This is a genomic window from Xanthomonas nasturtii (genome assembly GCF_023337365.3).
Classification (GTDB): domain Bacteria; phylum Pseudomonadota; class Gammaproteobacteria; order Xanthomonadales; family Xanthomonadaceae; genus Xanthomonas; species Xanthomonas nasturtii.
In genome coordinates this window covers 3120323-3141872 of the sequence record NZ_CP142084.2, presented here as the reverse complement: position 1 = coordinate 3141872, position 21550 = coordinate 3120323, and the positions used below count along the sequence as shown (strand labels likewise).

The following is a 21550-nucleotide window of genomic DNA, read 5'->3' as shown; positions in this document are numbered from 1 at the left end:
GCAAGGCACGGGGATTCGCCGGCTGAGCTCCCACTTCACATTGGCTTCAAATTCGCCTCAAACCCCCGACACCGGCGCATCGCACCCTGGCCACCTCCCAATCTGAGGATGGCCGATGAAATCCCTGAAACTGTTATTGCGGTTCGCCACCATCGGCGGGCTGATCCTGCTGCTGCTGATCCCGTTGTTGCTGATCCGTGGCGCCGTGCAGGACCGCGCCCGCTACCGCGACGAGGCGGTGGAGCGGGTGGCGCAGAGCAAGGCGGGCGAACAGCAGTTCATCGCGCCGGTGCGGGTGCTGCCGTACACCGAAGATGTGCAGGTCACCGAGCCGGACGAGCAGGGCAACCAGCGCAAGGTCTGGCGCAAGCGCGAAGGTGCGCTGCTGCAAACACCGCGTAGCCTGAAACTCATCGGCGAAATGGTGCCCTCGGTGCGCGAGGTGGGCCTGTACCGGGTGCAGGTGTATTCCTGGAAAGCCACCCTGCATGCCGAATACGACCCCTTCGACTACGCGGCCGCTCCGACCCGCGTGTATGGCCAGCCGCACTTGGCCATCGGTATTTCCGACGTGCGCGGGTTGGTCGGCACGCCGCGCTTGCAGGTCGATGGGCGCACCCTGGCGCTGGAAAGCGGCGCAGGCGCCTTGGCCGATCGCTCGGCAGGCATCCACGCCCAACTGAGCCCGCTGGCCGACCCGGTCGCCGGCCGGCTGCAGGACGGCAACGTGGTGAACATGCAGTTCGTGCTGGACGGCACGCGCCGGCTGGCCATCGCACCGATCGCCGACAACAACGAGATTGCGTTGCGCTCCAGCTGGCAACACCCCTCCTTCGGCGGCCGCTTCCTGCCGAATGCGCCGAGCATCGGCCCGAAGGGCTTCGATGCCAGCTGGTCGCTGTCGTCGCTGGCTACCGGTGCGCAGACGCAGTTGCAATCCAGCCAGGCGTCGCTGGATACGCTGGAAGTGCGCCTGGTCGACCCGGTGGATGTGTATACCCAGGCCGACCGCGCCAGCAAGTACGGCATCCTGTTCGTGGTGCTGACCTTTGTGGCGTTCGTGTTGTTCGAGTTGATCAAGCGCCTGCCGATCCACCCGTTGCAGTACCTGCTGGTGGGCCTGGCATTGGCGATCTTCTTCCTGCTGCTGCTCAGCCTGTCCGAGCACATCGCATTTTGGCAGGCCTATCTGATCTCGGCGGCAGCGTGTATCGGGCTGCAGTTCTTCTATCTGTCCGGGGTGCTGCGCAGCTGGGTACGTGCGGCTGGCTTTTCGGTGCTGCTCACCGCCTTGTATGCGGTGCTCTACAGCTTGTTGATCTCCGAAGACAACGCGTTGCTGATGGGCTCGTTGCTGTTGTTCGGCATCCTGGCCAGCATCATGTGGGTGACCCGCAAGCTCGATTGGTACGAGCTTGGCAACAGCCTGCGCTGAGGCCGGCATGATGGCGCATGCACAGTTGCACCGGCGCGCCCAGCGCTTGCTGCCGGCCGGCATCGACACGGTGGCGCTGCTTCCGGCAGCGCTGCCGCAGCCCTGGGAACGCTCGGCGCTGTCGGCCTTGCCGTTGCACCGAGATGGACGCCGCGGCGTAGTGGGCTTGCAGATGCACGCAGATACCGCGCAGGCCTTGCGCGTCGGCGGCCACGCCTTTTTGCAGGCCGCACCGCAGCAGCACACCCCGGCCAGCAAGGCGCGTACCCGCAGCTACGGGCACTGGCAAAGGCTGAGCAACGGCAGTTACTGGGCGCGCAGCACCGATGCGCTGCTCGGGGTGCTGCTGGCCACCGAAGAAGCGGTGGTGTGGTTGTTATGGCAGCAACCCGAGCCCGGCGCTGCGCCCCATGGCCGCTGGCTGCGGTGAGCGGGGCACTGCAGGCACGCCGGGCTGGCTTACCATGCCCGGCATGACTGGCTCATCCCTGATTGTCGAAACGGTGTGCGGCACGCAGGTGCTGCCGCACCTGGATGCGGTGGCGCAGCTGCGCATTGCGGTGTTCCGCGCCTGGCCGTATCTGTACGAAGGCGATGCCGGCTACGAACGCGATTATCTGGCGGCCTATGCGGCCTCGCCAGAGAGCGTGTTCGTGCTGGCACGCGATGGCGACGCGGTGATCGGCGCATCCACCGGCTTGCCGCTGCTCGACGATGGCGCCGCGTTCCACGCACCGTTCCGCGCTGCCGGCATCGACCCGGCCAGCGTGTTTTATTTCGGCGAATCGGTGCTGCTGCCTGCGTATCGTGGTCAGGGGATCGGGCATGCATTTTTCGACCGGCGCGAAGCGCATGCGCGCAGGCTGGGGCGCTTCGCACTGACGGCGTTTTGTTCGGTGGAACGTGCGCCCGACGACCCGCGCAAGCCAGCCGAGTACCGCGCCAACGATGCGTTCTGGCGCAAACGCGGCTACGCGCCGCAACCGGGCATGCGCGTGCAGCTGGAATGGGCGGAGTTGCACCACGGGCAGATCGACCACAGCTTGAGTGTGTGGACACGTGCGTTGTCGCAGTGACTGATCCACCTTCGTTCTCTATCGATCCACAGCAATAAGGCCACCAGATGAAAATCGCCGTCGCCAAATACCCGATCGGCAAACCCGCCGATTTCGCCGCGTTTGCCACGCACCAGTCGGCCCTGGTCGGCGAGGCTGCCGCGGCCGGTGCGCGGGTGGTGGTGCTGCCCGAATACCTGTCGCTGGAGCTGGGCGCGACCTTCGGCACGCATGTTTCCGCCGGCTTGCCCGAATCGTTTGCGGCCATCCAGGCGCTGCGCGCGCCGTGGCTGGAGCTGTTTGCCGGCCTGGCGCGCCAGCATCAGGTGCACCTGATCGCCGGCAGCTTTCTGCTGGATCCGGGGCATGGCCGCTACCGCAATCGCAGCGACTGGTTCACCCCCGAGGGCCTGCATGGCTGGCAAGACAAACTGCAGCTCACCGGTTTCGAAAAAGCCACCGGGCTGATCGAGCCGGGCGATGCGCTCAAGGTGTTCGACCTGGACGGCATCCGCGCAGCCATTGCAATCTGCTACGACAGCGAGTTCCCGCTGCCGGTGCGCGCGCAGTACGAGGCCGGTGCGCGGCTGCTGATCGTGCCCAGTTGCACCGATACTGCCGCCGGTGCCATGCGCGTGCGCATCGGCTGCCTGGCGCGCGCGCTGGAAAACCGCGTGTTTGTGGCGCAATCGGTGACCGCCGGCGAAGCGCCCTGGAGCCCTGCGTTGGACATCAACACCGGCGAGGCGGCGGTGTTTGCCCCGATGGATGTCGGCTTTCCCGCCGATGGCGTACTGGCGCAAACGCACGGCGATGCGCTGTGGGCGGTTGCGGAGCTGGACTTCGACGCATTCGAAGCCAGCCGCGCACACGCGCAAGTCGCCAACGACCGCGATTGGCATGGGCAGTTGGGTGCACGCATCGCGCGCGCCACGCTGGCCACGTTCGCCTGAAAGGTGCGGCCCTCAGAGGTTCATGCTCAGCGTCGCGGACGCAGTCGGTACTCGCGATCGCACCTGCTACGTGTACGCTGCAACGTGTCCGCGCCGTCCTTCAACGGGGCACCGCGCTACGCTGTCTTCGCCACTCTCACCCTTTGCAACGCCACCCACCAGGTTCCCATGGCCAAGAAAACCCTCATTCCGCATAGCGTCCGGCTCGAATTTGCGCCCGGTGCGCTGGTGCACAGCAACCTGTCCGGTGCTGCGTTCACCGACGACTGGCTGTGGGTGGCCGGCGACGAAGCCTGCGCGGTGGACCGGCTGCGCAAGCTCGACCCGGTGCAGCGCGAGACGCTGCGCTTCGGCGAAGGGCAGAGCTTTGCGCTGGCCGAGCTGCTGGATCTGCCGGGCGAAAATGGCGAAGAGGCAGACCTGGAAGGCATGGGGCTGTCGGACGGATTTCTGTGGGTGATCGGCTCGCACGGCAGCAAACGCAAGAACGCCAAGCGCGGCCGCGACGACGCCGAAAACGCCAAACGCCTGACCAAGCTGAAGCTCGACGCCAACCGCCGCCTGCTGGCCTGCCTGCCCATCGAATACGCGCAAGACGGCAGCCCGCAGCTGGTGCGCGAAGCCGCCGACGGCCGCCGTGCGCTGCGCCTCAAGGGCGATGCAAAGAACAACCAGCTCACCGAACTGCTGGCCGACGACCCACATTTCGGCCCGTTTCTGAAGATTCCCGGCAAGGACAACGGTTTCGATATCGAAGGCATCGTGGTCGATGGTCAACGCTTGCTGCTGGGCCTGCGCGGGCCGGTGCTGCGTGGCTGGTCGGCGCTGCTGGAAATCCAGGTGGAGGCGCATGGCGACCATCTGCGCCTGGCGCCGCTGGACGAAGACGGCACGCTGCTGCGCAAGCATTTCCTGCAGCTGGGCGGGCTGGGGGTGCGCGACCTGCATTACTCCGGCGACGATCTGTACCTGTTGGCCGGGCCGACCATGGTGCTGAACGGCGAGATCCGGCTGTTCAAGTGGCCGGATGCGCGCAGCGTGCTGGCCGCCAACCGCGCGCCGGTGCGCTTTCAGCACGACTTTCTGGAATCGGCGGTGCTGCCGCACGGCAAGGACAGCGACCGCGCCGAGGCCATCTGCAACCTGCCCAAGCAGCTGGCCGGCCAAATTCCTACCTGGCTGGTGCTGTACGACGCCCCGGGCGCGGCGCGCAGCGGCGGCGATTGCGTGGTGTACGGCGACCTGTTGCGCAACCGCTGAGCAGTGGGCCGGGCAGGGCCACGCTGCGCAAGGTAAAATCGGCGCAGTCCCGTTTCGCCGAGCGCTCCATGACCTGCCGCACCCGTTTTGCCCCCAGCCCCACCGGTTACCTGCACATCGGCGGCGCCCGCACCGCCCTGTATTGCTGGCTGGAGGCACGCCACCGCGGCGGGCAATTCGTGCTGCGCATCGAAGACACCGACCGCGAGCGCAGCACCCAGGCGGCCATCGACGCCATCCTGGAAGCGATGGAGTGGCTGGGCCTGCACTACGACGAAGGCCCGATCTACCAGACCCAACGCGTGGCCCGCTATCAGGAGGTCGCCGAGCAGCTGCTGGCCCAAGGCAAGGCCTATTACGCCTATGAAACCCGCGAAGAGCTCGACGCCATGCGCGAAACGGCGATGGCCAGGCAGGAAAAACCGCGCTACAACGGCGCCGCCCGCGAGCAGAACCTGCCGTACCGCGACGACCCCAACCGGGTCATCCGTTTCAAGAATCCGGTCGGCGGCAGCGTGGTGTTCGAGGACCTGATCAAGGGCCGCATCGAGATCGCCAACAGCGAGCTCGACGACATGGTGATCTTCCGCCCGGACGGCTTTCCCACCTACAACTTCGCGGTAGTGGTGGACGACTGGGACATGGGCATCACCGAGGTGATCCGCGGCGACGACCACATCAACAACACCCCGCGCCAGATCAATATCTATGAAGCGCTGGGCGCGCCGGTGCCCAGGTTCGCGCACATGCCGATGATCCTGGACGAGCAGGGTGCCAAGCTGTCCAAGCGCACCGGCGCGGCCGACGTCATGCAGTACAAGGACGCCGGCTATCTGCCGCATGCGTTGATCAATTACCTGGCGCGCCTGGGCTGGTCGCATGGCGACCAGGAGCTGTTCACGCCGCAGGAATTGCTGGACCTGTTCGACGTCAAGGACGTCAATTCCAAGGCCGCACGCCTGGACATGGCCAAGCTCGGCTGGGTCAACCAGCACTATCTGAAGACCGACGACCCGGCCAGCATCGCCCCGCAGCTGGAATACCAGCTTGCCAAGCTGGGTGTGGACATCGCCGCCGGCCCGGCCGCTGCCGATGTGGTGGTGGCGCTGCGCGAGCGCGTGCAGACCCTGAAAGAAATGGCCGAAAAGGCCGTAGTCTGGTACCAGCCGCTGGAAACCTACGACGAAGCGGCGGTGATCAAGCACCTGAAATTGGGTGCGGAAGCGCCGCTGGGCAAGGCGCGCGAGATGCTCGCTGCGCTGAGCGAGTGGAGCGTGGAGAGCGTGTCGGCGGCGCTGCACGACGCGGCCGCAGCGCTGGAACTGGGCATGGGCAAGGTCGCCCAACCGCTGCGCGTGGCCATCACCGGCACCCAGGTCAGCCCGGACATTTCGCAGACGGTTTACCTGGCCGGTCGCGAGGGTGCCTTGAAACGCATCGATGCGGCACTCATCAAGATCGGAGCGGGCTGACCGCCGGAGCCTGTGATGAAAACCAACGAACACGCCTGCACTGCACCGCACCACCACGTCGACGACGCCAACGGCTTCGTGCGCGCGGTGGAGCGTGCCTGCAGCGAGCGCGGCCTGCGGCTGACGCCCATCCGTGCCAACGTGCTGCGGCTGATCGCCGATGCCGGCAAGCCGGTCAAGGCCTACGAGCTGCTGGACTGGGTGCGCGAAGGCAAGGGCGTCGGCGCCGATGCGCCGCCCACGGTGTACCGCGCACTGGATTTTCTGATGGCCAATGGCTTCGTGCACAAGCTCGAATCGGTCAACGCCTTCGTCGCCTGCCACCACCCCAACAGCGCCCAGCATTCGGTGCCGTTCCTGATCTGCGACCGCTGCCATAGTGCAGTGGAACTGGAAGACCGCGATGTGGTGTCGCAACTGGAAGCCCGCGCCAAGGCGCTTGGGTTCCAACCGCAGGCGCAGACGCTGGAAGTGCACGGCCTGTGCGCCAAGTGCGCGGTGGCGGAGTGACGATCGCCTGGGAAACAGGCGATTTATCGACCTGGCGGCAATAGACACACACGCGCGCACTCCGCTGCCGATGGATGCGCTCTGCAAGCTACCGAACGACGCCACCGCACATCACGCCGCGGCGGCGGTCTTGCACCCATAGCCGGCCAGGAATAGATCCACCGCGCGTCGCGTCGCCTTGCGCAAATACTCGGGCGAGGGGTCCTTGAGCGCGCCGAACAGGCAGGGCATCAGGGTTTCCGCTTCCAGCAGCGCGGCGAACTGCTTTGACGCGATCAGGACGTCGGCGCAGCGGATCACGCCGCGATCCATCTGCGTCTGCAGGAAGTCGGCCATGCGTTGCACGCCTTCTTCGGGGCCTGCATTGAAGAACAGCGCCCCCACGTCCGACCGTCCCGACACGCCGATGATGGTCTGCCAGATCGTGATCGAGCTGGGGGCGCACAGGAAGCTGAGGATGTCCTCGCCAAAGCGCTGCAGGGTTTCCGCAACGGGGCCGCTGCTTTGTGACAACGCGTCCAGCAATGGGTCGATGTAGCGGTCGGACATGTCTTTGGCAAAGGCCACGAACAACTCTTCCTTGGACGAGAAATAGCCGTACAGCGTGCGCTTGGAGCCGCCGACCCGGGCGGCGATCTGCGACATCGACGCGCCTTCGAAGCCCATCTCGAGGAACACCTCGCTGGCGGCCTGAATGATGGCCTCGCGCTTTTCTTCGGTTCTGACCCGCATCAGGTTCTCCTACGTAATCCATAAGTATACCGACTGGGCAGAAATGCTTGACGGCTACGGATGAGCTTATTAGGATACCGAACCGTACCGTTTAGATTTAACCATCATCACTCCCGTTGGAGACCCGCCCGTGCGTGCCCATGCTTCGTTTCGCCTGTCGTTGCTTGCTGTTGCCGTTTCCGCCACCGCCCTGCTCAGCGCCTGCGGCAGCCCGCCGGGCGGCCCGCCGCCGCAGGAGGGCACCCCGGAAATGGGCGTGCTGACCGTCAAGCAGCAGCCGGTGACGCTGACCACCGAATTGCCGGGGCGCACCGTTCCGTACCTGATTGCCGAAATTCGCCCGCAGGTGGGCGGTCTTGTGCAGTCGCGCCAGTTCACCGAAGGCGGCGACGTCAAGGCCGGCCAGACCCTGTACCAGATCGACCCGGCCCAGTACCGCGCCAGCTATGCCAGTGCCCAGGCCACGCTGGCCAAGGCCGAGGCAACCCTGCGCACGGCGCAGCTCAAGGCCGAGCGCTACAAGGAGCTGGCCCGGATCAAGGCGATCAGCCAGCAGGAAGGCGACGACACCGACGCTGCGCTGGGCCAGGCAAAGGCGGATGTGGCGGCAGGCAAGGCCAGCGTGGAGACCGCGCGCATCAACCTGGCGTTCGCCCGGCTGGATGCGCCGATCTCCGGCCGCATCGGCCGCTCCAGCGTGACCCCGGGCGCGCTGGTGACTGCCAACCAGGCCAATGCGCTGACCACCATCCAGCAACTGGACCCGATCTACATCGACGTCACCCAGCCCAGTAGTGCGGTATTGCGCCTGCGCCAGGCGATGGCGCGCGGCGACCTGGAACGGGCCGGCGATGGCGCGGCCAAGGTGTCGCTGCTGCTGGAAGACGGCAGCACCTATCCGCTGCAGGGGCACCTGGCGTTCTCCGACGTCACCGTGGATCAGAACACCGGCTCGATCACCCTGCGCGCAGTGTTCCCCAACCCGAACGCCGAGCTGTTGCCGGGCATGTACGTGCGCGCGGTGCTGCAGGAAGGCGTCAAGGAGCAGGGCGTGCTGGTGCCGCAGCAGGCGGTCTTGCGCAATGGCGCTGGCAAGCCGACCGCGTTTGTGGTCGGTGCCGATCACAAGCTGCAGCTGCGCGTGCTGGAAACCGATCGTGAGGTCGGCGACCAATGGCTGGTGCGCAGCGGCCTGAAGACCGGCGAGCACCTGGTGGTGGAAGGCGTTTCGCGCGCCCGCGATGGCATCGAGGTCAAGACCGTGCCGTGGCAGCCCAAGGGCACGCCCGCGACTGCGGGCGCTCATGCAGCCGGCACCCCTTCCGCCCCGACCGCACCGCGTGCGGCCAACTGAGGCGGGATCACACGTCATGGCACGTTTCTTTATCGATCGTCCGATCTTCGCCTGGGTGCTGGCCATCATCGTGATGCTGGCCGGCATCCTGTCCATCGCCACCCTGCCGATTGCGCAATACCCCAGCATCGCTCCGCCCGCGGTTGCCATTACCGCCAACTACCCGGGCGCCTCGGCGCAGACGCTGGAAGACACCGTCACCCAGGTCATCGAGCAGAAGATGAAGGGGCTGGATCACCTCAGCTACATGGCCTCCACCAGCGAATCCAGTGGTGCGGTGACCATTACCCTGACCTTCGAAAACGGCACCGACCCGGACACCGCGCAGGTGCAGGTGCAGAACAAGTTGTCGCTGGCCACACCGTTGTTGCCGCAGGAAGTGCAGCAGCAAGGCGTCACGGTGACCAAATCGGCCACCAACTTCCTCAACGTGCTGGCCTTCACGTCCGAAGACGGCAGCATGAGCGACTCGGACCTGTCCGATTACGTGGCTGCCAACGTGCAGGAAACCATCAGCCGCGTCGAAGGCGTGGGCGACACCACCTTGTTCGGCTCGCAGTACGCGATGCGGGTGTGGATGGATCCCAATAAGTTAAACAACTTCAGCCTGACCCCGGTGGATGTGCGCACCGCGATCCAGGCGCAGAACGCGCAGGTCTCGGCCGGCCAGCTCGGCGCGCTGCCGGCGGTGCCCAACCAGCAACTCAATGCCACCATCACCGCGCAGACCCGGCTGAAGACCGCCGAGGAGTTCGAAAACATCCTGCTGCGCACGCAGTCCGATGGCTCGCAGGTGCGCTTGCGCGATGTGGCACGCATCGAACTGGGCAGCGAGAGTTACAACACGGTGGGCCGCTACAACGGCAAGCCGGCGGCCGGTCTGGCGATCAAGCTGGCCACCGGTGCGAACGCGCTGGATACGGTGCGTGCGATCGATAAAAGCCTGGAAGAACAGGAGAAATTCTTCCCGCCCGGCATGAAGGTGCAAAAGCCATACGACACCACGCCGTTCGTGCGTATCTCCATCGAGCAGGTGGTGCATACGCTGATCGAAGCGGTGGTATTGGTGTTTCTGGTGATGTATCTGTTTCTGCAGAACTTCCGCGCCACCTTGATCCCCACCCTTGCGGTGCCGGTGGTGTTGCTGGGCACGTTTGGCGTGCTGGCGGTGTTCGGTTTCACCATCAATACCCTGACCATGTTCGCGATGGTGCTGGCGATCGGTCTGCTGGTGGACGATGCGATCGTGGTGGTGGAAAACGTCGAGCGGGTGATGGGCGAAGAACACCTCTCGCCCAAGGAAGCCACGCGCAAATCGATGGATCAGATCTCCGGTGCGCTGGTCGGTGTGGCGTTGGTGCTGGCGGCGGTGTTCGTGCCGATGGCGTTCTTCGGTGGCTCCACCGGTGTGATCTATCGGCAGTTCTCCATCACGATTGTCTCGGCCATGACCTTGTCGGTGCTGGTTGCGATGATCCTGACCCCGGCCTTGTGCGCCACCTTGCTCAAGCCGGTGGAAAAAGGTCATGGCCTGGCCACCACCGGTTTCTTCGGGTGGTTCAATCGCGTATTCGATCGCGGCAACAACGGCTACCAGGGCGTGGTGCGGCACATGCTGGGCAAGGGCTGGCGCTACATGCTCGCCTATGCGGCGCTGCTGGCGCTGGTGGTCTTCGGCTTCATGAAATTGCCGGTGGGTTTTTTGCCGGACGAGGACCAGGGCACCTTGTTCGTGCTGGTGCAGCTGCCGCCCGGTGCTGCCGATGCGCGCACCGCTAAGGTGCTCAAGCAGGTGGAGCATCACTTTCTGGTCGATCAAAAAGACTCGGTCGCCGGCGTGTTTGCGGTGTCCGGATTCAGTTTTGCCGGTACCGGCCAGAATGTGGGCTTTGCCTTCGTCAAGTTACGGCCGTGGGACGAGCGCACCGGCAAGGGCCAGAGCGTCACCGATGTTGCTGCCAAGGCGGGTGCCTTCTTCGCTGGCATACGCGATGCCAGGGTGTTCGCATTCGCACCGCCGGCAGTGTCAGAGTTGGGCAATGCCACCGGTTTCGACCTGATGCTGCAGGACCGCGCCAATCTCGGTCATGAGGCGTTGATGCAGGCACGTAATCAGCTGCTGGCCGAGCTGTCGCAGGACAAACGCTTGGTGGCGGTACGTCCGAACGGGCAGGAAGACACGCCCGAATTCAAGCTGGAGATCGATTCGCACAAGGCGCAGGCCATGGGCGTGTCCATTGCCGACATCAACAACACCTTCTCCAGTGCGTGGGGCAGCGTTTACGTCAACGACTTCATCGACAAGGGGCGCGTCAAGAAGGTGATGCTGCAGGCCGACGCGCCGTACCGCATGAATCCGCAGGACATCGACCGCTGGTTCGTGCGCAACAGCGCCGGCACGATGGTGCCGTTCAATGCCTTCGCTACCGCAAGCTGGCAATCAGGCTCGCCACGTCTGGAGCGCTACAACAGCGTGCCATCGGTGGAAATCCTGGGCATGGCGCTGCCGGGTGCGGCGTCCAGCGGTGAGGCGATGCAGATCGTGGAAGCGGCTGCGGCCAAGTTGCCGCCGGGGATCGGATTCGAGTGGACCGGGTTGTCGCGGCAGGAGAAATCCTCGACCGGCCAGACCGGCCTGCTGTACGGGTTGTCGATCCTGATCGTGTTCCTGTGTCTGGCCGCGTTGTACGAAAGCTGGGCGATTCCGTTCTCGGTGATCCTGGTGGTGCCGCTGGGTGTGTTCGGCACGCTGCTGGGCGCGATGTTGACCTGGAAAATGAACGATGTGTACTTCCAGGTGGGCTTGCTTACCACGATTGGTCTGGCCTCGAAAAACGCGATCCTGATCGTCGAATTCGCCAAGGAGCTGCATGAAAGCGGCAAGAGTCTGATCGAGTCGGCATTGGAGGCGGCAGGCATGCGCTTGCGTCCGATTCTGATGACATCGCTGGCCTTCGTCCTGGGTGTGGTGCCGTTGGTGCTCGGCAGTGGTGCCGGTGCAGGCGCACAGCATGCGTTGGGTACTGCCGTGATCGGCGGCATGTTGTCCGGCACGATCCTGGCGATTTTCTTCGTACCTTTGTTCTTCGTCTTGGTGATGGGCCTGTTCAAGCGCCGCACCCAGCCCACTTCGCCCGCCCCGCAACCGACAGGACACTGAGATGAAACCGATTCGCATGACATTGACCGCGATCGCGGTAGCCAGCGTGCTGTCTGGTTGCACGCTGATGCCGCGCTATGCACGGCCCGACGCGCCGGTGCCGGAACGTTTTGCCGGCACCGATATCACGATTGCCTCGAACGCCAGCGACACCACCGAAGCCGGCACGAGTGAGGCGATGGACATCGCCAACATCGGCTGGCGGCAGGTGTTCACCGACCCCGCGCTACAGCAGGTGATCGCGTTGGCGTTGGAGAACAACCGCGACCTGCGCGTGGCCGCGCTCAACATCGAAGTGGCGCGTGCGCAGTACCGGGTGGAACGCGCTGCGTTGCTGCCATCCGTGCAGGGCACCGGCACTTCCAACAACGCACGCACACCAGCGGAACTGGCGATTCCGGGCCAGCCGCAGGTGTTTCGCACCTACAGCGCCAACATCGGCATCAGTGCGTACGAGCTGGATCTGTTCGGGCGCGTGCGCAGCCTGAAAGAACAGGCACTGCAGCAGTTTCTGGCCACCGCCGAGGCTCGCCGCAGCACGCACATCAGCCTGGTAGCCGAAGTGGCCACCGCCTATCTGACGCTGGCGGCGGATCAGCAGTTGCTGCAACTGGCGCAGTCCACCTTGACCAGCCAGAGCGATAGTTATCGCTTGCAGCAACGCAGCTTCGAACTGGGCGTTGCTTCGCAGCTCACCTTGCGCCAGGCGCAGACCACGGTGGAAACCGCGCGCGTGGATGTGGAGCGCTACACCGCGCAGGTGGCGCAGGACCGCAATGCCCTGGTGTTGCTGGTGGGCACGCAGGTGCCGGTGGAATTACTGCCGCGCGTTTTGCCCGATGGCGCTAGCGTGGAAGGCAACGTGCTGGCCAGCGTGCCGGCCGGGTTGCCGTCGCAGTTGCTGCAACGACGCCCGGATATTCTGGAGGCCGAGCGCAACTTGCGTGCGGCCAATGCCAATATCGGGGCGGCGCGCGCGGCGTTCTTCCCGAGCATCAGCCTGACCGCATCGCGGGGCTCCTCCACCACCAGTCTGTCCAATCTGTTCGATTCCGGCACCCGCGCCTGGAGCTTCGTGCCCACGCTGACGTTGCCGATCTTCAACGCCGGGCGTAATCGCGCCAATCTGGACATGGCCAAGGCCAACCGCGCTATCGAAGTGGCGCAGTACGAAAAAGCGATCCAGAGCGCGTTCCGCGAAGTGTCCGATGCGCTCGCGCAGCGCGACACGCTGGGCCGGCAATTGCAGGCGCAACAGGCATTGGTCGACGCAACCGCCGATAGCTATCGCTTGTCGCAGGCGCGCTTCGAACGCGGCGTGGACAGCTATCTGCAGGCGCTGGATGCGCAGCGTTCGCTGTACAGCGCACAGCAGACGCTGATCACCACGCAGCTGTCGCGCTTCACCAACCTGGCGACGTTCTACAAGGCGATGGGTGGCGGCTGGCTGCAATCGGCTGCGCCGACTGCCACTGCGACCCCACCAGCGGAGCCGCCACGTGGATGACGACGCGCCGTCCGCTGCGCCCAGGCGTGCGCCACACGACAAACGTGGCGCCATCCTGGCGGCGGCACGCGCGCTGTTTCAACAGCACGGCTTCGACAGGACCAGCATGGACACCATCGCCGAGCGCGCGAGGGTGTCCAAGGCGACCGTGTATGCGCATTTCGCGTCCAAGGAGGTGCTGTTCCGCACCACCCTGGAAGCGCTGGCGCACGCCGCGCCCAATCGCTGGAATACCTTGCTGGATCTGCACGGGCCGCTGGAGCAACGCCTGGCTGGGGTCGCGGAGGCGGTGCTGCGCGTGTCTGCCAGCAGCCTGCTGGATGACACCGCGTATGGCCTGGTGCGCCCGCCTCTATTGCCCAGCCAGATGCGCGAGGAAATGTGGACGCTGTGCTTCGAGCGTTACGACAGCATGATGCGCACGCTGTTGGCGCGCGAGGTGCAACGCGGCGCATTGGTGATCGACGACCTGCCGGATGCATCGGTGCATTTCTTCGGCTTGATCACCGGATGGCCGGCCAATGCCGCCATGCGCGACGATGCGCACGCGTTGCAACTGGATACGTATGTCAGCGGCGCGGTGGCATTGTTCCTGCGTGCGTATCGCCCAGGTTCGGGACTGGACGGGAACGACCGGAAACGCGAGGTGCCCAGCGGGTTCTAGAGCGGCTAACAAGATGTAGCGAGCAGTCGTCGGGTGGGTGTGGATGGCGCGCTCAGAAGTGCAGTGCAGGAGTGGTCCATGCCGCACCGAGCACCGGCCGCGCCCGTCTGGCGGTGCGCGCAGCAGGTTTGTTAGCGGCGCTTGGGTGCAGGGGCCTGCAGGGAGCATTCCTGCGAACGCTGTGTCGCGCGCCCGCACGGCCGTTGCCCATCCACGGATGGTTTTACTTCACGTCCGTCTCTATCGAGTGCGCGGCAGCAGACCGCCGTGGCGGGCAGCCGCAGATCGCTGCATGTGTGCCGCGCCAGCTCGGCCGCTACGGCAGAAAGAGATGAGTGCACCACTACCTCGGCACTGCCTCTTTCCATCCGCTGCATCGGCTAATTGGGCATCGCGCGATTGATGCGCTGTGCGTCGAAGTGCATGCGTGGCGGCAAGGTAATAGCGGCAGGCAAGCGCGCTACAGTGGCTAGTCGAATCGAGGAGCACCGGAATGAATCTGTTCGCTACTGCAATGTCGCTGTCGATGATGGCCGCTGCCGTGCCCGGCGGCGAAGAACACAAGCCGATCAAGGTGAGCAAGGCGGGCGGGGCGGCATCGGCGGTGGGGCCTGCGGAGTATTTCACCGGCAAGGTGCGCATCGATGCACCATTCCAGGCCGATGCGCCTGCACGGGTAAGCGGTGCCACCGTTACCTTCGAGCCGGGCGCACGCACCGCGTGGCATACCCATCCGCTGGGCCAGACCCTGATCGTCACCACCGGCGCCGGGCGCGTGCAGGAGTGGGGCAAGCCGGCGCAGGAGATCCGCCCGGGCGATATCGTGTGGATTCCGCCGGGCGTCAAGCATTGGCATGGCGCCAATGCCACTGTGGCGATGTCGCATATCGCCATTGCCGAGGCAGTGGACGGCTCGCCGGTGACCTGGTTGGAGCAGGTGAGCGAGGCGCAGTACAAGGGCGACTGAGCGAGCAACAACGTTGGCGTGGCAATCTGCCGTGTCCGGTGCGCAGCGCCACACATCGATATCGCTGCCGGGGGAGGCGGTGACCTGTCGCGACGCATGCGGCCGCGGCAGGTCACCCCTGCTCGGTCAGGCCGGCACGCTCACGCAACTTCCGTCGCATCGGGCGTACTGGCGCAAGCGTTGTGCAGCGCGCGCCGGTGACTCGCCGAGAATGCGCGCGTAGTCGCGACTGAACTGCGATGCGCTTTCATATCCCACCCGAAAGCCCGCATCTGCGGCCGTGAGCGCTTCGGCCACCATGAGTCGGCGCGCCTCGTGTACGCGCAGATGCGGGCGGTATTCCAGCGGCGTCATCGAGGTCCCCGTCTTGAAATGCGCGTGGAAGGTGGAACGGCTCATCGCCGACAGGTCGGCGATCTGCTCGATGCGGCCTTGCGGCCTTGCGCCACCGGACACAGCATCGGCGTGTAGACGGTGGGGATGCCATCTGCGGCGATCGAGCTGCGCATCACGTGCAAGCCGGCGATCGGCGTGGCGTGCATGCCGTCCGTGGGTGCGTGGCGCAGCAGGATGTCGGTCAGGTCGGCAGTGGCAAAAGGCATGCGGGACGCTCGTGCGCTGGCGCTGTGCGGCACAGCCGCGGTATCGCGATCCTTACAAGGAACGCCGTGGTGCGCCCATCAGTGGCAGGCGCGACAATGGCACGGGCGCTCGCATATTCGGCCAATGCGGCAGACAGCATGCAGCTGCCGCTGATCGATCGCTCACGCAGATTCCGTATCCTTGCGGCCTGTTCCCGGTGTTCGGATCGTCTATGGCTGCGAAACCCCGATCCCTTGCTGCTCCCTCCACCCCGGCCGACTGGAAAGCGATCGAGCAGGCGGCAACCGCCGAGCTTGCCAGGCGCGCCCAGCTGGCGCATCAGCAGATTGTCGGTTTGCTGAGCACGCACGGGCATCTGCTCAGCGATGCCCAGCGCCGCGCACTGCGTCAACGCCTGCAGCGTGGGAGTTGATCTGTCGCCGCGCAATGCGCCGAGCGCCCGATCGACGTCCATCTTCGCTGGGATACGATTGAAGGCGCTGCGACCGGTCACGCTGAGTGCGCCTTGCTGACCGATGGCCGGCACTGGCTCAGCGCTGGCTCCACGACAGTCCGCGGTGACGGCGTACCGGACGATCACGCCCGTCACGCCTTTGCAGACAACGCCTGCCTGACCGTGGCGCTTGCCCACTCAGCGCAGGGTCGCTACTCCCTGGATCAGCTGCAGCGATGCATCGTCGACCTCGCGGTCGGCACGTACCCGCGGCAATGCGGCAAGCGCCGCCCGGACCGACGCGTACCCGATGATGCCGCTGCCGTCCTGCGTGGCCGAGAGCACCGTGCCGTTGCTCTGCCGTGCCACTCTGGCGATGGTCTCGGCATTGCCTGCAAAGATGTCCAGTCGTGGCGCTGCCACGGCCGGTTGGCCATTACGCTGATTGATGGCCACCATCAGGTCGGGTTCGTCTTGCGCGCCGGCTGCGCCGCTGCGGCGACCAGTCGCGGCGCCGCCGGGCAGGATGAGATACGGACCAACGCGCACCGCCGCTGCGGAATCGACCGTGGCAGTCGCACCTGCGCGGCGCATTGCAGGCGTCGCGTCAGGTGGCGGTGCCTGCACCTGCCGCTGGATCCTGGCATCGGGCACCAGTCTGAAATCGGTGTCGCCGATCATGAAGCGCGCACCGGTAGCAGAGCGCTGCAGCGCCGTCTGCATGCTGGTCTGGGCCAGGGCGGGCATGCCGGTCAGCATGCACAGAACGATGGTGGTACCAAGCGCTAGTTTCATGTCAGTGCCCCAGAACGCGTAGTTTGAAGCCCGTCAGTTGGGCCGGAGTGGTCGAATCGGACATGTCGGAGACTTCCAGCGTCCAGATGCCAGTCACGCGCTCGTCGAGAAACGCGTTGCTGGTGGAGAGTGGAATATCGAACCCGGTTCCTTCAGTGATCGGCGACAGTGTCTGAAAGGGAGTGAGTACATGGCTGCGGGTCCCGCTGGGCGAGATCAGCACCACTTGCAGATTGCTGGGAGTGGTGTGGGTGGTCTGCATCGACCATTGCACGGTATCGATGGTAAGCGCATCGCCAAGCCGCAGCTGCAAGGTTGCCGGTGCATTCGGCCCGCCGATGGCCGAACTTGCCGGAAGCGCCGCTTTCCAGCCCAGATCGCGTTGCGGCGGCAAGGGTGTGAAGCGATAGGCGCGATAGACCGCTTCGGCCGCATCCACCAGGCCGAACCCGTACCAGTTGCTGAAGCTACGACCGGCGGCGTTGGTGATCCAGCCCGGTTCGATCACGCTGCCGCGATAGCGGATGACCGGTTGCTCCCGATCGATCTGGCGCGCGCTGGTCGCCAGAATGTATTTGACGTCGCGGGCGCTGAGCGCGGGGTTGGCCTGCAGAATGAGTGCGGCCACGCCGGACACCACCGGTGCCGATGCCGACGTGCCATTCATCGTGGCCAGGTAGTTGCACGATGGATCGATCGGCGAGCTGCTGCCGTCCAGTGCATTCTCCGGTGCGGCGTCGGCATTGTCGGCACTCCAGCCGGCAGCGCAGCCGGCCAGGTCGGTGGTGACGATGCCAGGGTCGTAGTAAGCCGAGATGGGGCGGTCGCCGAAGTAGCGTCGTTGCAGCCCATATTCGCCGCCAAATCCGCTCACCCATAGCGCCGCGCCTGCCGAGGAATAAGAAGAGCGCACGCCTCTGGCATTGACCGCGCCGGCCATGATGATCTGCGGTAGGTTGCTCGTTGGGTCGGTGGCCGGCGTGGAGCAGGTCATGCCCAGCGTACGGGCCAGCGCAGGGCACAACTCGACCCAGTTCCCTGCGGCATTCGTGCCGAAAAAACTGTTGAATGTATTACCGGCCGACTGCACATACACGCCGCCCTTGCCGTCGCGCGTGCCGCGCATCAAGCGTTCGAGCGAGCGCTGGGCAGCGGGCGAGAAGGCGGGGTAGAACGTCAGATCCGAACCGAAGCTGTTATTGAATACAGCCACGTCACCTGATTCGGCGCCAGCTCCCCAGGACGCGCGTAAATTGCTGTCGAAGTCGGTCGGGATGCCTTCCGCTGCAAAGAGTTTGAAGCCTTTGAGCCGCGCATTCGGCGCGACGCCGCGGCCGCCGATGCCATTCCAGCCGGCTTCCGCCATGATGCCGCCCACCGCCGTGCCATGCGCTTCACCAGGATTGCGCGGCGTTGGATCGTTGGACCCGTCGGCGAAGTTTTTCGATCCGCCAGGGACGACGTTGGCTGCCAGATCCGGATGACGGATATCCAGCCCATCGTCCAGCACCCCCACGATCACGCCCTGGCCACGGATTCCCAGCGCATGCACTGGTTCGATATTCAAATCCACACCTGCGACAGGACGGGAATCCGCAATCACGTCCTGCCCGTTGTTGAGCAGATGCCATTGGTAGCGAAACAGCGGGTCGTCAGGCTCCGGCGCCCGCGGTTGCGCGCGAATCGAAGCCGGCCCTTGCGCCGATGCCGGCGCGATGGAGGCATCGCCAAACAAAACCAGCAGCGTGGCGGAGCACAGAAATTGCCGTTGCAGAAGAGTCGTCATCAACAGGATCCCAGTGGGTGAACTGAAGGGAGTCGCCAACGCGGCGAGGTGATGCATGCAGGCAGCGTGCGGCAGATGCGTGGGGTCGACCGGCGGGCGCTCCATTGCGTGGGCCGTGCCTGTCAGCCCTTACGGTGAACTCGATGTCTGTGTCATCGCGTCTCGCACCGCGACCGGATGGCGACATCGCAAGTTTCCAAGCGTTGCGATGCGCCGAGCATCGTGGCCGCAGGAAGACCTGGCCACGATGCCTACATCGGTTGCATGACTGCCTGGCTGACCACCAGCGAGAACTGCGTGGCCCCCGTGTTGCCTTGGAGAGACGTCAGTGCGCGTTGCGCCTGTTCGACCGAGGCATACGCAATGACGGCGCTGTGATCGACCGTCGAGGTGTAGACGATGCGTCCGCCCGAGCTGCTCGCCAACGCAGTCGCGTTGGTTGGCGTTGTGCCGGTCAATTTCAGTTGGGGCCGCACCAGCACCACGCGGCCGGTGCGTTCGTTCACGGCCGCGGCAAGCTTCCGCTCCGTGCTGGCCGCGCGCACGCCGCGTGCGGCATTGGCTGGTGTGTCCAGCAGCACCGCGTAGGGACCCACGCGCGCGGCGATCTTGCCGATGGGCCGAGTCATTACAGTGGTGCCTTGTGTTCTTGCAGAGCGCGCTGCGCCGCTCTCCGCATTCCCGGGTGGAAGTGGATCGGAGACCACCGACCCCGGCAGCATGCGGAACCTATCCTGCCCGGAGGTGAAGCGATCGCCGGTCGCAGCCGCGCTGAGCGCAAGGGCATCCATGTACTGTTCTGCGTGTGCCATGCCGCAGGCGGCCAGGGAAGCGAGCAATACCGAAACAGCAAGCGTGATCTTCATGTCAGTGCCCCAGGATGCGAAGTTTGAAGGATTGCAGCGCCGCGGTGGATGTCGGATCGGTCACGTCGGTGACTTCCAGCGTCCACACGCCTTGCGCCCGCTCATCGAGAAATGCGTTGCTGGAGGTGAGGTCGATATAAAACCCGGTGCTCGCATAGACGGCCTGGTCCAGTGCCGAGAACGGGGTGAGGACGTAGCTGCGCGTTCCGCTGGGCGACTCCAGCACCACGCGCAGATTGGTCGGGTTGCGATGCGATGTGGCAAGCGACAGTTGCACGCCTTCCACCTTCATTGCCTGGGTGATGCGGATGCGTTGTTTGGCAGGTCGCGCGGGGCCGCCGATCTGGCTCGGGGCGACGGTGGATGCTACCCATTGGGTATCGCGCACCGCAGGCAGCGGCGTGAAGTAACGTGCCTCGTAAACGGCTGCGGCGCCATCGGCCAGGCCGAATCCGTACCAGTTGCTGAAGCGATGGCCGGCCGCATTGGTGATCCAGCCCGGGTCGATCACGCTGCCCTGATACACCGCAGCAGGCTGCCACGGATCGATCTGCCGCGCGGTCTTGGCCAGGATGTATTTGACGTCGCGCGCGCTCAGGTTCGGGTTGGTGCTCAAGATCAAGGCTGCGACGCCGGAGACAGTGGGCGCAGCGGCCGATGTGCCGTTCATGACGCCGTTGTAGTTGCACGACGCATCGATCTTCGACCTGCTGCCGTCCAATGCATTGTTGACTGATGAGTCGTCAACGTTGTCGCCTGCCGCGCAGCCGCTGAGGTCGGTGGTGACGATGGCTGGGTCGTAGGCGTACGGTGCCGTGTCCGGCGCAAACACGGATGCCGCATCGGGATAGAACTTGCGTTGCCGGCCGAATTCGCCGCCAAGACCGGAGACCCACAACGCAGAGCCTGAAGACGAATACGAGGCGCGTTGACCTGTGGCATCCACACTGGCGACGACAATCGTGCCAGGAAGATTACTGCGTGGGTCGACGTTGGTCAGCGCGCAGCCGACTTTCAATACACGTGATTCTTCGCTGCAGAGGTTGACGATGTTGCCGTTTTCATCGCGCGCACGCAGCCGCGCGAAACTGTTGCCAGCGGACTTGACATAGATGGCGCCGCGCCCACCGCGGCTAGACCGCATCAATGCTTCCCAGGACTGTTGTTCTTCTACCGGGAAATCGAAATACAACGGCCCGACCGAGCCCCAGCTGTTATTGAAGATATCGATACTGCGCGCCTCCGGGCCGTCACCCCAGGCATACCGGACGCTGGCTTCGGAGTTGGACGATGCACGCGCAAGAAAATCGAATCCTGCCATCAGGACGTCGGGCGCCACGCCACGTCCGCCACGGCCGTTCCAGCCAACGGCGCCGATGATGCCGGCCACCGCAGTGCCGTGGCCGTTGTACGGGTCGACTGGCGTCGTATCGTGGGAGCCATCGCCAAAGTTGTACGAGCCGTTGGGCAGGATGTTGTCGGCCAGATCTTCATGGCGTAGCTCCAGCCCGTCGTCCACCACGCCGACCCGCACGCCGCGGCCGCGGATGTTCAAGCCATGCAGGATATCCACGTCCAGGTCCACGCCGGGCACCGGGCGGCTGTCGCCGATCACGGCCTGGCCCTGGTTGGAGAGATGCCACTGATAGCGATACAGGGGGTCGTTGCCGCCGGATTTGGCGGTGGCGGTAGTGGCATTGCTGGGATTGCCGGTGACAGCCGTGAGCGGTGTTGCCGCCAGCGCCGAAAGTGGGCTGCTACCGATCACGAGGGCACCGATCAACAGCGCGAGGGGTTGCCTGCGAAAAGAGTTCATTCCGTTTGATTCCAGTCAAAGGGTAGGCGCGGTCGAAGCGACACGGTCCTCCGTTTGGCCAATCGCACGATCGGCCGTTGCAGCCGCGCCGTTGGCTCGGGACGCGCCTATGAAGCCCGAGCCGTTGGAGCCGGAAGAGGTATTTGCAGTCGAAGACCCGGCGCGATCGCCCGGGTCAGGAA

The 21550-nt window shown here is 65.0% G+C and carries 19 protein-coding genes, 1 other RNA gene and 1 pseudogene; 13 read left to right on the top strand and 8 right to left on the bottom strand.

Features of this window, described 5'->3' with window-relative positions:
- Positions 1-115: 115 nt before the first annotated feature.
- The 7 genes from creD (at position 116) to M3O59_RS13675 (ending at position 6685) form a co-directional block, all read left to right on the top strand.
- Complete coding sequence (creD, locus tag M3O59_RS13705; protein WP_116905416.1) at positions 116-1435, top strand: cell envelope integrity protein CreD; 1320 nt, start codon at positions 116-118, stop codon at positions 1433-1435.
- Positions 1436-1442: 7 nt separating this feature from the next.
- Positions 1443-1865 carry a hypothetical protein gene (locus tag M3O59_RS13700; RefSeq protein WP_116905415.1) on the top strand — a complete coding sequence of 141 codons (423 nt, stop codon included), beginning with the start codon at positions 1443-1445 and terminating at the stop codon, positions 1863-1865.
- 34 nt (positions 1866-1899) lie between these two features.
- On the top strand, positions 1900-2511 hold the full coding sequence (locus M3O59_RS13695) for a GNAT family N-acetyltransferase (protein ID WP_064630632.1): 612 nt from the start codon (positions 1900-1902) through the stop codon (positions 2509-2511).
- Between the two features lie 47 nt (positions 2512-2558).
- Entirely contained in the window at positions 2559-3443 is an 885-nt protein-coding gene (locus M3O59_RS13690; RefSeq protein WP_064630630.1) for a carbon-nitrogen hydrolase family protein, read from the top strand.
- A 168-nt stretch (positions 3444-3611) separates the two neighbouring features.
- Positions 3612-4703 (top strand): DUF3616 domain-containing protein, encoded by a 1092-nt coding sequence (locus tag M3O59_RS13685; RefSeq protein WP_064630628.1) that lies wholly within the window; start codon positions 3612-3614, stop codon positions 4701-4703.
- A 68-nt stretch (positions 4704-4771) separates the two neighbouring features.
- Positions 4772-6175, top strand: coding sequence for a glutamate--tRNA ligase (gene gltX / locus M3O59_RS13680; protein WP_116905414.1), 1404 nt, complete (start codon positions 4772-4774; stop codon positions 6173-6175).
- Positions 6176-6190: 15 nt separating this feature from the next.
- Positions 6191-6685, top strand: coding sequence for a transcriptional repressor (locus tag M3O59_RS13675; protein ID WP_064630624.1), 495 nt, complete (start codon positions 6191-6193; stop codon positions 6683-6685).
- A 111-nt stretch (positions 6686-6796) separates the two neighbouring features.
- Here M3O59_RS13675 and M3O59_RS13670 read toward each other — a convergent pair whose 3' ends face one another.
- Positions 6797-7417, bottom strand: a complete 621-nt coding sequence (locus M3O59_RS13670; RefSeq protein WP_064630622.1) for a TetR/AcrR family transcriptional regulator — start codon at positions 7415-7417, stop codon at positions 6797-6799.
- A gap of 130 nt (positions 7418-7547) precedes the next feature.
- Between M3O59_RS13670 and M3O59_RS13665 the strand changes: the two genes are divergently transcribed.
- The 4 genes from M3O59_RS13665 to M3O59_RS13650 are packed head-to-tail and all read left to right on the top strand — an operon-like array spanning position 7548 to position 14102.
- Positions 7548-8771, top strand: coding sequence for an efflux RND transporter periplasmic adaptor subunit (locus M3O59_RS13665; protein ID WP_116905413.1), 1224 nt, complete (start codon positions 7548-7550; stop codon positions 8769-8771).
- 16 nt (positions 8772-8787) lie between these two features.
- Positions 8788-11931, top strand: a complete 3144-nt coding sequence (locus M3O59_RS13660) for an efflux RND transporter permease subunit (RefSeq protein ID WP_064630618.1) — start codon at positions 8788-8790, stop codon at positions 11929-11931.
- A gap of 1 nt (position 11932) precedes the next feature.
- Complete coding sequence (locus tag M3O59_RS13655; RefSeq protein WP_064630616.1) at positions 11933-13438, top strand: efflux transporter outer membrane subunit; 1506 nt, start codon at positions 11933-11935, stop codon at positions 13436-13438.
- Positions 13431-14102 carry a TetR/AcrR family transcriptional regulator gene (locus M3O59_RS13650; RefSeq protein ID WP_064630614.1) on the top strand — a complete coding sequence of 224 codons (672 nt, stop codon included), beginning with the start codon at positions 13431-13433 and terminating at the stop codon, positions 14100-14102. Before M3O59_RS13655 ends, M3O59_RS13650 begins: the two co-directional genes overlap by 8 nt.
- Positions 14103-14105: 3 nt before the next feature.
- Here the strand turns inward: M3O59_RS13650 and M3O59_RS13645 are convergent.
- Positions 14106-14182, bottom strand: a non-coding RNA gene (locus M3O59_RS13645) — sX9 sRNA.
- A gap of 413 nt (positions 14183-14595) precedes the next feature.
- On the opposite strand from M3O59_RS13645, the gene M3O59_RS13640 reads away from it, so the two are divergent.
- Positions 14596-15069 (top strand): (R)-mandelonitrile lyase, encoded by a 474-nt coding sequence (locus tag M3O59_RS13640; RefSeq protein WP_064630612.1) that lies wholly within the window; start codon positions 14596-14598, stop codon positions 15067-15069.
- 140 nt (positions 15070-15209) lie between these two features.
- Here the strand turns inward: M3O59_RS13640 and M3O59_RS13635 are convergent.
- A pseudogene (locus M3O59_RS13635) lies at positions 15210-15495 on the bottom strand (helix-turn-helix transcriptional regulator); the annotation flags it as partial.
- Entirely contained in the window at positions 15465-15578 is a 114-nt protein-coding gene (locus M3O59_RS13630; RefSeq protein ID WP_373419017.1) for a hypothetical protein, read from the bottom strand. The gene M3O59_RS13630 and the pseudogene M3O59_RS13635, both read right to left, overlap by 31 nt.
- A 305-nt stretch (positions 15579-15883) precedes the next feature.
- On the opposite strand from M3O59_RS13630, the gene M3O59_RS13625 reads away from it, so the two are divergent.
- Complete coding sequence (locus M3O59_RS13625; RefSeq protein ID WP_064630606.1) at positions 15884-16084, top strand: hypothetical protein; 201 nt, start codon at positions 15884-15886, stop codon at positions 16082-16084.
- A gap of 219 nt (positions 16085-16303) precedes the next feature.
- Here M3O59_RS13625 and M3O59_RS13620 read toward each other — a convergent pair whose 3' ends face one another.
- The 4 genes from M3O59_RS13620 to M3O59_RS13605 all read right to left on the bottom strand — a co-directional run bounded on the left by M3O59_RS13620 (position 16304) and on the right by M3O59_RS13605 (position 21335).
- Entirely contained in the window at positions 16304-16900 is a 597-nt protein-coding gene (locus M3O59_RS13620) for a potassium-transporting ATPase subunit C (protein WP_064630604.1), read from the bottom strand.
- 1 nt (position 16901) lies between these two features.
- Positions 16902-18686: a S8 family peptidase gene (locus tag M3O59_RS13615; RefSeq protein WP_249054421.1), complete on the bottom strand. Its 1785-nt coding sequence runs from the start codon at positions 18684-18686 to the stop codon at positions 16902-16904.
- A 251-nt stretch (positions 18687-18937) separates the two neighbouring features.
- Positions 18938-19552: a hypothetical protein gene (locus M3O59_RS13610; RefSeq protein ID WP_116905411.1), complete on the bottom strand. Its 615-nt coding sequence runs from the start codon at positions 19550-19552 to the stop codon at positions 18938-18940.
- Position 19553: 1 nt separating this feature from the next.
- Positions 19554-21335 (bottom strand): S8 family peptidase, encoded by a 1782-nt coding sequence (locus tag M3O59_RS13605; RefSeq protein ID WP_181920496.1) that lies wholly within the window; start codon positions 21333-21335, stop codon positions 19554-19556.
- Positions 21336-21550: the final 215 nt, after the last annotated feature.

Coding starts and splice junctions, on each gene's coding strand:
- creD (WP_116905416.1), top strand. CDS start 116: ATGAAATCCCTGAAACTGTTATTGCGGTTCGCCACCATCGGCGGGCTG.
- M3O59_RS13700 (WP_116905415.1), top strand. CDS start 1,443: ATGATGGCGCATGCACAGTTGCACCGGCGCGCCCAGCGCTTGCTGCCG.
- M3O59_RS13695 (WP_064630632.1), top strand. CDS start 1,900: ATGCCCGGCATGACTGGCTCATCCCTGATTGTCGAAACGGTGTGCGGC.
- M3O59_RS13690 (WP_064630630.1), top strand. CDS start 2,559: ATGAAAATCGCCGTCGCCAAATACCCGATCGGCAAACCCGCCGATTTC.
- M3O59_RS13685 (WP_064630628.1), top strand. CDS start 3,612: ATGGCCAAGAAAACCCTCATTCCGCATAGCGTCCGGCTCGAATTTGCG.
- gltX (WP_116905414.1), top strand. CDS start 4,772: ATGACCTGCCGCACCCGTTTTGCCCCCAGCCCCACCGGTTACCTGCAC.
- M3O59_RS13675 (WP_064630624.1), top strand. CDS start 6,191: ATGAAAACCAACGAACACGCCTGCACTGCACCGCACCACCACGTCGAC.
- M3O59_RS13670 (WP_064630622.1), bottom strand. CDS start 7,417: ATGCGGGTCAGAACCGAAGAAAAGCGCGAGGCCATCATTCAGGCCGCC.
- M3O59_RS13660 (WP_064630618.1), top strand. CDS start 8,788: ATGGCACGTTTCTTTATCGATCGTCCGATCTTCGCCTGGGTGCTGGCC.
- M3O59_RS13655 (WP_064630616.1), top strand. CDS start 11,933: ATGAAACCGATTCGCATGACATTGACCGCGATCGCGGTAGCCAGCGTG.
- M3O59_RS13640 (WP_064630612.1), top strand. CDS start 14,596: ATGAATCTGTTCGCTACTGCAATGTCGCTGTCGATGATGGCCGCTGCC.
- M3O59_RS13630 (WP_373419017.1), bottom strand. CDS start 15,578: ATGCGCAGCTCGATCGCCGCAGATGGCATCCCCACCGTCTACACGCCG.
- M3O59_RS13625 (WP_064630606.1), top strand. CDS start 15,884: ATGGCTGCGAAACCCCGATCCCTTGCTGCTCCCTCCACCCCGGCCGAC.
- M3O59_RS13620 (WP_064630604.1), bottom strand. CDS start 16,900: ATGAAACTAGCGCTTGGTACCACCATCGTTCTGTGCATGCTGACCGGC.
- M3O59_RS13615 (WP_249054421.1), bottom strand. CDS start 18,686: ATGACGACTCTTCTGCAACGGCAATTTCTGTGCTCCGCCACGCTGCTG.
- M3O59_RS13610 (WP_116905411.1), bottom strand. CDS start 19,552: ATGAAGATCACGCTTGCTGTTTCGGTATTGCTCGCTTCCCTGGCCGCC.